The organism is Anoxybacillus flavithermus, assembly GCF_002742685.1.
GTDB classification, from domain to species: domain Bacteria; phylum Bacillota; class Bacilli; order Bacillales; family Anoxybacillaceae; genus Anoxybacillus; species Anoxybacillus flavithermus_E.
This window is the reverse complement of sequence record NZ_PEDM01000071.1, coordinates 1-1,544: the sequence shown is the minus strand read 5'-3', so window position 1 is coordinate 1,544 and position 1,544 is coordinate 1. Positions and strand designations below refer to the sequence as shown.

Here is a 1,544-nt window from a genome sequence, read left to right as displayed (position 1 = left end):
CAGCTTGTCGACAAAGTCGACAAGCTGTTTTAATATATAGGTACAAGGGTATTTTTATAGGAGGGGGAAATCGGATGCTTCAACGTCATCAAGAAGATCGTAGACATGTGGAAACAACGGTAAAGATTGATGACCTTGTTCCTGAGGATCACCTTGTGCGTAAGCTAGAAAAAGCGATTGACTTCTCTTTTATTTATGACATCGTCAAAGATCTATACTCACCCGATCATGGACGACCAAGTATTGATCCCGTTGTGTTGTTCAAGATGTATTTGATCCGTTACATTTTTGGCATTCGTTCGATGCGTGAAACGGTGGAACAAATTCGAACAAACGTGGCCTATCGGTGGTTTTTAGGGTTGAGTCTTCATGATCCTGTCCCACATCATTCGACTCCAAGTAAAAACTACGCACGACGTTTTGCAGGTACAGACGTCTTTCAAAAGATTTTTTCAAGAATCCTAGAAGAAGCCTTTCAACACGGGCTGGTGGATCCAAGTGTCGTATTTGTTGACTCTACCCATGTAAAGGCGAGTGCAAACAAAAGAAAATTCAACACCGAAGTGGCAGAAGTCGAAGCGAAAGCGTATCAAGAGGAATTGGAAAAAGAGATTGAACGAGACCGCATCGCACACGGAAAATCTCCATTACCGCCAGAAACAGATAAAAAAAAACGAGAAGTGAAGATCAGTAAGACAGATCCCGAGAGTGGGATGTTTGTGAAAAATGAACGCGAACGAGTATTTGCTTACTCTTATCATACGGCTTGCGATCGCCATGGCTGGATCCTGCAATCCTATGTCACGGCGGCAAACGTGCATGATAGTCAAGCCTTTTTTGAACTGTTTGAACGGGTCAAACAGGAAGTGAAGCAGCGCCCAAAAGACGTGTGCATCGATGCAGGATACAAGACACCAGCCATTGCGAAATACCTATTAGAACAAGAGATCCATCCAATTTGGCCATATACGCGTCCAAAGACGAAAGAAGGGTTCTTTCGGAAATCTGAATTTGCATATGACGAACATTTTGACTGTTACCTTTGTCCAAATAACCAAGTGTTGTCGTATTCCACAACGAACCGAGAAGGCTATCGAGAATATAAATCAAATCCATCTGTGTGCAAGACGTGTCCTTATTTAGAAAAATGCACGGGAAGCAAGAGCCATACAAAAGTGGTTACACGCCATGTTTGGCAAGATTACTACGAAGAAGCCGAGCACTTACGATATGTGCCGGAGCATCGGGAGTTGTATGAACGAAGAAAAGAGACAATCGAACGAAGTTTTGCAGATTTGAAAGAGAAGCATGGTCTGCGCTGGACAAATTACCGTGGATTGGAAAGAAACCAGATGCAGGCGATGCTTGTTTGTGCTGCGATGAATTTAAAGAAATTAGCAAACTGCCTATGGAGAATGGGCATCTCTCCTCTTTTTCACTTATGTATGTCGTTATTTTCGTCGGTTCATCAAGGGAGACAAATGTTAAAATGGAACAAAATGGTTTGAAGACGGGTGTCTTCCAACCATTTTGTCAACAGTCTG

1 protein-coding gene is annotated in these 1,544 nt (G+C 42.7%); it reads left to right on the top strand.

The genetic code is table 11. From position 1 onward, the window contains the following. Positions 1 to 74: 74 nt before the first annotated feature. Complete coding sequence (locus CS060_RS13930; RefSeq protein WP_099669065.1) at positions 75 to 1,508, top strand: IS1182 family transposase; 1,434 nt, start codon at positions 75 to 77, stop codon at positions 1,506 to 1,508. The last annotated feature ends 36 nt before the right edge of the window (positions 1,509 to 1,544 follow it).

What these genes read in the sequence shown, in the direction of transcription:
- CS060_RS13930 (WP_099669065.1), top strand. Translation starts at nt 75, where the DNA reads ATGCTTCAACGTCATCAAGAAGATCGTAGACATGTGGAAACAACGGTA.